Origin of the sequence: Eubacterium sp. AM46-8 (genome assembly GCF_003466705.1) — a bacterium.
Classification (GTDB): Bacteria; Bacillota; Clostridia; order Lachnospirales; family Lachnospiraceae; genus Lachnospira.
Map to the genome: position 1 here is coordinate 284,311 of NZ_QSEU01000001.1, position 7,287 is coordinate 291,597.

Consider the following 7,287-nt stretch of genomic DNA (forward strand, 5'->3'; position numbering starts at 1 on the left):
TGAGCTAAATGCAATGTTTAATTGATTTGTATCTCTGCTGAATTTATCTTATTTCTTGCTAAAAGCCTACTCACTCACTTGAATTTCTATCTTGCGTAGGTCTTTTCCCTGCTCTCTACCTGTCCTCGCACAGCTTTCCGGCTTAAAAGACCTACTCAACCGCCTGAATTTCCTGCTTGCGTAGGTCTTTTCCAAACTTCACATATTCTGGCACAGTTCTCAGCCTATCCCAGCCCAGCTCTCTACATATCATAACACAGCTTTAATCCCCAAAGTACACTCCAGCTTAAAACCCATCCTACAATATCTCTGCAAGCTCTGCAAAGCTCTCTATCTTAGCAACATAGCAGTCTTTGGATACGTCTCCAAATCCATACTCAGCATATATAAAATCTATGCCCGCATCTTTGGCAGACTTTGCATCGCCTGCTGTATCACCGACATACACAGGGTTCTTTAAATTATTTCTTTCTATAAGTATCTTATTAGACTCGCTCTTTGGCAGAAATGTCCTTCCCCAGCATTCAGTATCTTTGAAGAAATCGGACATAAGGTGTGCTGTAAGAAAACTTTCAATATAACCATCCTGACAATTGCTCACAATATACAATGGATATTTCTTGCTTAGTGTATAAAGAGTTTCTGCAAGCTGTGGATAAAGAATTCCACCTCTTTCTGCAAGATATCCATTCTCAAATGTACACAGCTCGTCCATAAGTGCATTTCTTACCTGCTCTTGTTCTTGTGGAAACAGCTTTGCAGCTATGTCGTACATCGGAAGTCCCATACAGTCGTTAAGGTCTGTCTCGACAATTGGTGTTCTGTGAATCTCTTCATGACGAGAAAGTATTATATTCCACGCCTCACATATTGGCTTTCTTGTGTCCCACATAGTACCGTCAAGGTCAAATATTATTCCATCATAAGATTTATTAAGCATTGTTATCCTCCAGGTCTTTATCTAATTCATCAAGCAATGTCTTTAACTGTGTTTCCTGTGTTATATCATAAACAATTGAAAAGCAGTCTCTAGCCAGCTTATAATCTTTATCATTCATCATAAGCTCACCGACTCTGTATATAATTCCTATTGTCTTAGAGTCAGGTCCTGGTTCCACCTCATTCTCATCAAGTATTTCCTGCATCTGTTTAACAGAATATTCCGGTGTCCTGTCATTTAATGCCTGCTCAAGATATTTAAGTTCATTATCAGCATTATCTGTCTTATAATATATATTGCTGTAGGTGTAGCACACTCTTGCCGCCTCAGTATTATACCTGGCAACATAATAAAATCCCATATTTCTGTAATATCTTGCCATCGTTGCGCGGCTGCAGCAGAATCTGTATGCCTGCTTTGTAACATCAAGATATCTCGATAGCATATTAAGATTCTTATAACATTCTGCAAGTCCAAGATATGAATCAAGATCAACAGGATTCCAGCATATAGCCTTCTTAAATGCATCCTCAGCTCTGCGAAACTTCGATAACTTCAGGCACAGACTGCCATAAGTCCTGTAGTACTCTCCAACCGGCAGCTCTGTACACAGCACATCCGTTTCCGGTTCAAAATAACATGCGTACACATAATATTCCATAACATGATTAAGGCTTATATATATTGGTCTGCCGTCCATGTCCGATTTTTTCACAAATGTATCATCCATAGTTCCAGCTTTACGCTCGTCCGTACACTCTTCTATTCTTTCAAGTATTGCAGATAATATATCTGCCGCTTTGTCATAATCGCCTGAATTAAATATCTTCTCGTAATCTGCAAATCTGTCTTTGACATCTGCAAGCTTCTTTATATCCATTACTTCTCCTTTTTAGCAGGAATTTCATATGTTCCTGTGAGTATTGCAACGCTCCGTGGCTCAACACATACACTTCTGTTATTATCTTCAATCACAGCACCTGATACATTAGAACTCATATCAACCTTCCATGTACCATTAATCTTAGGAAGTGCAAAGCTGTGATTCTCCCAGTGCATATTATATGCAGCATATATCAGACTGTGGTCTTCTTCATCCCCATATACACATGAATACATAATTCCTAAATGTCTGTCATATGTATTCATCTGTGCATACCACGCATTAGTTCCATGATATGATATATCAGGGTAGCCACATGATACCCTGTCACTTAAAGTAAGTGACTGCGGCATATGAAGTATCTTATTATTCTGTCTGAACTGTATAAGAGCCTTTGTCCATTCTAGAATTTCTTTCCCTTCTTTAGTTTCCTTCCAGTTAACCCATGAAAGTTCACTGTCAACACAATACGGATTATTGTTACCGTTCTGTGAATTGCCAAACTCGTCTCCGGCAAGTATAAGCGGAGTGCCTGCCGATAAGAAAACAAATGCCAGTGCATTTTTAATCTGACGCATTCTTAGTTCTTTAATCTTTCTCTTTCTTGTCGAACCTTCCTCGCCACAGTTCCAGCTGAAATTAAAATCCTCGCCATCCCTGTTATTCTCACCATTAAGCTCATTATGCTTTCTGTCATAGCTTACAAGGTCATTAAGAGTAAATCCATTGTTGTTGGCAATATAATTAATGTTTGCACTGTTTGCTTCATTCTTTCTTGATATAGCTGCAAATTCTCCAAGCATATTCTCATCGCCTTTTAACAGTCGGCGCGCAATATTCTGGAAATCATTATTATAATTAGCCATATGCTTCTTCGTTCCGGTTTTACCATTCCAGTATACAGTTATAATCTTGGTATCCGCTAAAAGTGCGTCCTGTGAAAGTGCCTTAAGTGCTGACTCATCACAATATACATGTACACCATCAATATGATATTCAGTAACCCAGTATCTTACACACTGCAGGATAAATCCCGTACTTTCGTCAGTAAAAAACATTTCCATAACGACTTCAATGCCATTTCTGTGCAGTTCTTTAACCATATTCTTAAATTCAACTGTGTAATCCCTAAATACCCCCGGATGCTTTGAAGCAATTGAAGAATATGATGCCTTAGGTGCGAAATAAAATCCTCCGACATATCCCCAGTAATTAATTTTTCGCGTATTCTTATCCACGCTGTAATGTGTTCCGGCTCCGTATTTTGACATTATCGTATCAGTCAACTGTGGAAAACGGCCTATTTCATCAAATTCATATGCAGGCTGTAACTCAAGAGTTGTAATTCCAAGTTCTTTAAGATATGGTATCTTATTCACTATTCCTGCAAATGTGCCTTTATCCCTGACCTTTGATGTCCTGCTCTTAGTAAATCCTCTTACATTCATTTTATAGAATACACAATCGTTGTAATCATAATTAAGAGGCCTGTCATCTTCCCAGTCATAATCTGCCACATCAATCGCAGCCAGATACACATCTTTCTCGTCCGTCTGTCCAAATCTTCCGCAATCCGTTATCGCCTTTGCATATGGGTCAAGATACATTAAGCCATCTATCTCATAGCAGTAGAAACATGTATCCAGCCTCCTGCCAGACACATGAACTGAAAATATATTTCCACATTTCATTGATGAATCCAGTTCTATCCGTTCTTTTGGCTTCATATGTGCATCAAAAATCAGCAGAGCTGCACTGTCACATTCTGCCTCATATGTAAAATTATATCCGTCCTTATATCTACTGCATCCCATAAGCATGGGATTTCCTTTATTAATAAGCATATTCCACTCTCCACTCTATTTCTTATACAAGCCCTTCATGGTATTCTTATCCAGCTTATAGAATCTCATTATAAATATTGTCACAACCCATCCTATTATCGGAATTATGCAATAGAAAAATATTGTCAGAAACTTAAGCTGTGGTGTCAGCGGGTCCTCCACCTGCGGAAAAACTTTAGAATACCCTGATATCGCAAGTGCTATTCCTACAAATCCTGTTCCAAGTGCTGAAAATGATTTGTCAATAAATGAAAACAGTGCTCCCATTATTCCCGGCACAAAATGTCCACTCAGTGTATATTCATAATCAGTACAGTCAGCAATCATAGGAACAACTATATTGTTAGATATTGATTTTACTCCGTTAAGCAGCGTAAATACAAGCAGGAATGCAACCGTAATAAAATTAATATGCTTTAATGATACTTTGGTAAGATCAGTAAATATCATCATGAGCATAAGTATCGTCTGAAAAATAATTGCAAGAAATGTTGACCTTACAAGTGTCTTCTTCTGTCCGCATCGCTTGGCATGCTCTATCCCAAGATATATTATTCCTAAGTTGGGAATACCAACAATTATTCCAATTATACCAGCCAGTGGATAATTCTGCATCAGTATTCCATAAAGCATTACAAGAACTGTTGAATTACCATATACCATCTGTGCGAATTTGTTAGATGCCGCTGCAATAACAAGCATTCTGATTGGCTTGTTGTGTTTAATTATAGCCGCATAATCCCTGAAATGTATCTGCTGCTTCTTATCCTCATCAAGCTTGAAGTACTTTACATTATCCTTGTCCCATATTCCGATTACAGCCAGTGATGAGCATATTCCGGCTGCTATAACCACTGTGATTACGAACTCTGAGAAAAGTGCCTGTGACTGGAATGTCTTATATTTCTCAATCAGATACACTGACACATAGAAAGCAACCAGACCATGTGCGAACATTATAAATGTTGAATCAAAAAAAGTTATCATAGGTCTCTGCTTCATGTCATTAGTAATTACTGATTGTCCTGACTTTACAACTGCTGTCTGAAATGTGTATCCTATTATGTATACTGAATATACAATTATAAAATAAAATGGTCTTAAAATAACCGGAACAAGGCTTGTAGTAAAGAACAGAATAAGACTGCTAATTGCCATGAGTAAGTATCCTATAACAATATATGGCCGGAATTTGCCGTATTTTCCATTGGTTTTATCTATAAAATATCCTATCACCGGATCTGTCACGCCATCAAATATTCTCATTCCCGTAAGAATAACCGAGATAAGGACAACCGAAAGACCTGCTATTCCATTAGCATAATATGAGACATATCCCATCATGGCAAGAAACAGATTAGTTGATGTATTATTAAGAGAAAACAAGCCAATCTGCCATATTCTGGCGCTGTTTTGCTCTATGTGCCCATGCTTATTCTCCATATATTAATCCCGCCAATACACAATACATTTGTAATAATTCCGTTACGATTATATAATCATATGCCTTCATAGTCAAATTCAGGAATGAAGCTTTCCTCTGCCACATCGCCTTCCTGAATAAATCCATTATTGATTCCGCAGTCTATCGCATAATCTACCACAGAATTATATTCTTTTCTTGTCACTTTACGCGACAAGAGTGGATGTTTTTTTAGTCTCTCAAATGGCGTATACTGGCTCATTATGCTTATGTATATTTCATCACCATATGTATCAAGAAGATACTTTATAACTGCCTTGGAATCTTTAGTTGTTCCCGGAAGTACAAGATGCCTTACAATTACGCCTTTTTTCATAATCCCAGCTTCAACTCTTCCGCTCTTCACAAGTTCATCATCTTCTATAAAGAATTCCGGCTTTCCGGTCTGTCTGACCATCTCATGTATTGCAGCTTTAGCCACATCTGCATAATCCGGTGCTTTTGAGTACTCTGCTGAAAGCCTGCTGTCAATATATTTCATGTCTGGAAGATATACATCCACTAATCCGTCGAGCATCTTAACTGTGCTTACATTCTCATAAGCACTTGAATTGTATACAACAGGTATCACAAGTCCTTTATTCTTTGCCTTAATAAGTGCTTCTGCAACCTGCGGTACAAAATGTGTTGCTGTAACAAGGTTGATATTGTTGGCACATTTGTCCTGAAGTTCAAGAAAAATGTCACAAAGCCTGTCAACTGTTATCTTCTTTCCAACCTGTGCCGCAGCAATCTGAGAATTCTGACAGAATATGCACCTTAATGTACACCCTGAAAAGAACACTGCCCCACTTCCATGTTCACCTGATATGCATGGCTCTTCCCACATATGTAGAGCGGCTCTTGCCGCATATATATCATTAGTCATTCCGCAAAAGCCTTTGTTAACACTCCTGTCTACATTGCAGGCTCTTGGGCATATATTACATTTCATAATTTCCCCTTATTGCATTATTATTTATCAATCAGTGAATCCAGCTTTGCAAGTGCATCGCTGATTCCTCCTACTTCACATATTAAACCTTCTTCAACAGCCTGTCTACCCACCAGCACTGTTCCTAAGTCTTTAGAAAGCTGTGTCGTATCCACCATCATTTCTTCAACCCTTTCCTTGCTCACCCTGCTGTGGTCTGCAATGAACGAAGTTATCCTGTCAGAAATGCGTTCGAAATAGTCATAAGTCTGCTGTACTCCGATAAGTGTTCCGTTCATCCTTACAGGGTGTATTATCATTGTAGCTGTTGGCACTATAAATGAATAATCTGTACTTACTGCAAGCGGAACCCCGATACTATGTGAATCGCCTATTATTAAAGAAACTGTCGGCTTTTTCATTGAGGCAATCATCTCGGCCAGTGCCAGTCCCGCACTGACATCCCCACCAACTGTATTCATAATAAAAAGTACACCTTTAATATCTTTATCCATCTCAATCTCCGCCAGCTTAGGCAGCATATGTTCATACTTTGTTGCTTTGCTTGTTGCGGGAAGATTATCGTGCCCTTCTATCTCTCCAATAATTGTTATAACCTGAAGAGCATTTTTCGTGACAGCACCATCTTTGTAGTCATCTGCGGTATTCCCGTTGTTGGATTTCTCGTTGTCTGATATCTCATTGTCTGGTTTCTTGTTGTCCGATTCATCATTACCTATTGTGTTCATGGCTGCCTCCTTCTTTGTTGCTAGTTATCTGTTCTTAATCTATAATTGTCCGTATAGAGAATTATTATTCATCATGTCAGGCTTATATATCCGTGAAATAACGACTTTACAAAAAAAGAATTAATATATATAATAATTGATGTTCGTCGCCACAATATCGGCAGACAGACATGCCACCTTGGCTCAGTCGGTAGAGCGTTTCACTCGTAATGAAAAGGTCGCCGGTTCGATTCCGGCAGGTGGCTTTGTAACTAATGGAATTTATGAATGCTGTTATGCATCATAAAGTCCATTTTTGCACGCATACATTCCTATTTTGGACTTCTTCCGTGCTCACTCCACCTCAACGTCCAATCCGTCACGCTGTGACCTTCCTTTTTGGACTTCATCCGTTCCTCACTCCACCTCAACGTCCAATCCGCCACGCTTTGACTTACTTTTTGGACTTCTCCGTGCCATTCCTCCGCTTCAACGT

The 7,287-nt window shown here is 38.8% G+C and carries 6 protein-coding genes and 1 tRNA gene; 1 reads left to right on the top strand and 6 read right to left on the bottom strand.

What is annotated here, in order from left to right:
* Window positions 1–298: 298 nt before the first annotated feature.
* From DW963_RS01375 to DW963_RS01400, 6 genes are read right to left on the bottom strand one after another with little or no spacing between them, the layout of a single operon-like run.
* On the bottom strand, window positions 299–940 hold the full coding sequence (locus DW963_RS01375; RefSeq protein WP_012739541.1) for an HAD family hydrolase: 642 nt from the start codon (window positions 938–940) through the stop codon (window positions 299–301).
* Entirely contained in the window at window positions 933–1,820 is an 888-nt protein-coding gene (locus DW963_RS01380) for a tetratricopeptide repeat protein (RefSeq protein ID WP_117913556.1), read from the bottom strand. The genes DW963_RS01375 and DW963_RS01380 overlap by 8 nt, the downstream gene beginning before the upstream one ends.
* On the bottom strand, window positions 1,820–3,667 hold the full coding sequence (locus tag DW963_RS01385; RefSeq protein ID WP_117913557.1) for an alpha-amylase: 1,848 nt from the start codon (window positions 3,665–3,667) through the stop codon (window positions 1,820–1,822). Before DW963_RS01385 ends, DW963_RS01380 begins: the two co-directional genes overlap by 1 nt.
* 15 nt (window positions 3,668–3,682) lie before the next feature.
* Entirely contained in the window at window positions 3,683–5,110 is a 1,428-nt protein-coding gene (locus DW963_RS01390; RefSeq protein WP_117913558.1) for an MFS transporter, read from the bottom strand.
* 56 nt (window positions 5,111–5,166) lie between these two features.
* Window positions 5,167–6,084, bottom strand: coding sequence for a radical SAM protein (locus DW963_RS01395; RefSeq protein ID WP_117913559.1), 918 nt, complete (start codon window positions 6,082–6,084; stop codon window positions 5,167–5,169).
* A 20-nt stretch (window positions 6,085–6,104) separates the two neighbouring features.
* Window positions 6,105–6,812, bottom strand: coding sequence for a ClpP family protease (locus DW963_RS01400; RefSeq protein ID WP_117913560.1), 708 nt, complete (start codon window positions 6,810–6,812; stop codon window positions 6,105–6,107).
* Between the two features lie 172 nt (window positions 6,813–6,984).
* Here DW963_RS01400 and DW963_RS01405 point away from each other — a divergent pair.
* Window positions 6,985–7,057: transfer RNA gene (locus DW963_RS01405), tRNA-Thr, on the top strand.
* The last annotated feature ends 230 nt before the right edge of the window (window positions 7,058–7,287 follow it).